Source organism: Lactiplantibacillus sp. B652 (genome assembly GCF_023806745.1).
Lineage (GTDB): Bacteria > Bacillota > Bacilli > Lactobacillales > Lactobacillaceae > Lactiplantibacillus > Lactiplantibacillus pentosus.
Map to the genome: position 1 here is coordinate 1 of NZ_JAMSKY010000048.1, position 1,433 is coordinate 1,433.

Here is a 1,433-nt window from a genome sequence, read left to right on the forward strand (position 1 = left end):
GGGTCTCTGTCAACCGGTGTTGATGAAGTTATATTTAGAATCCAATTCATTTACGAATTGGGTTCTTTTTTTCGATTTTGATTTTGAATTCAATTTGAATTCGATAAATAAAGTTTTGCCAGTTCTTGTAACCATATGCGGTTCTTTTGATTTGCTTGATTTTACGGTTCACACCTTCTACGGGACCATTTGATAATCGGCCGGTAGTCATATTTTTGATGAGTTGCCGGTTCTTGATAAAGCTTTTAATATTGGTCATTAGCTGAGGACTGACATTTTCGACATTACCTAGTGCTGCTTCGAAGGATCGATAATCACGCTTTTGAAATGACTTAACTAAGGCATGTGCGGCCTGGTAGGTTTGTCGAAACTGTTGGTCTAGATTTAAACCGGCTACGACTAATTGCTCTTGTGTCATGCGATCTTTAAGATGCGCAAACCATTGGGGTTTGCGCTTCTCGAGGCTGTCATAATCTTTTAAATATAACCGCCAATAATATTTAAGCAATCGATATTCACGACTCTTAGGGTTAAAGCGTTTCATGAGTTGAACCCGCGTTTGATTCAAAGATCGTAAGGCCATTTGGACAAGATGGAAGTTATCCGCGACCAGTTTGGCGTGTGGAAAGAGTGTTCGAATAGCGGGTTGATATTGAGAATTAAAGTCCATCACAACTCGAGTCACGCGGTCACGCTGACGTTTAGAATAATGATTGAGAAAGAAGTCCTTAATATCAGCATTCTTGCGTCCTGGTAAAATTGTAATGATGTCGTGGGTTTGGGCATCCACCGCAATAAAACTCATTTGTTTACCAGTTGAACGAAACTCGTCGATACAAAGCATCGTTGGTAGTCCGTTAAAAGCTGGTTGGGTACCTTGTCCGAGTAACTTTATTCGGCGAATAATCGTATTGGTTGAGACATTGTATTGAGCCGCAATACTCACCATCGTACGGTCTTCAGTTAATGATAGATCAATGGCATGAAGACTGTTTTCAGATATTTGATGATGTTTTTTAACCAGCTTAGTCGTTGTTAAACTGCTTTTACCACAATTTTTACAGATAAATCGCTGCTTCTTTAAATTAAGGATGGTGACCCGTTCGCTGATTCTAGGAATTCTGATATGAACGGTCTTAAAGCCATTCTTAACCATGGAACGTTTGCCGCAACGTGCGCAAACAGTAACCGGATACGTTAGTTTCGCAAACACTTGTAGGCTTCCGTTAGTAGCTTCTTGAACAACTAAATCAGTAATATTTGGGTCTTTAATTTGGAGCAGTACTTTAGTAGAATGGTCTTGGGACATATCATACACTCGCTTTCAATTGGTTTTGGTCGACTTAATTGTAGCACAGGACGATATGTCCTTTTGTTGTACATAAAAATAGTGTTGATGGATATTATCTATCAACACTAAATATCATAGACCC

Annotated in this window: 1 protein-coding gene; it reads right to left on the reverse strand. The window is 39.3% G+C overall.

Annotated features, from left to right (window positions below; genetic code table 11):
- Nucleotides 1–46: 46 nt before the first annotated feature.
- A complete protein-coding gene (locus MZO40_RS16915) occupies nucleotides 47–1,309 on the reverse strand; it encodes an ISL3 family transposase (RefSeq protein ID WP_120787269.1) in 1,263 nt (420 codons plus the stop codon).
- Between the last annotated feature and the right edge of the window lie 124 nt (nucleotides 1,310–1,433).

What these genes read in the sequence shown, in the direction of transcription:
- MZO40_RS16915 (WP_120787269.1), bottom strand. Translation starts at nt 1,309, where the DNA reads ATGTCCCAAGACCATTCTACTAAAGTACTGCTCCAAATTAAAGACCCA.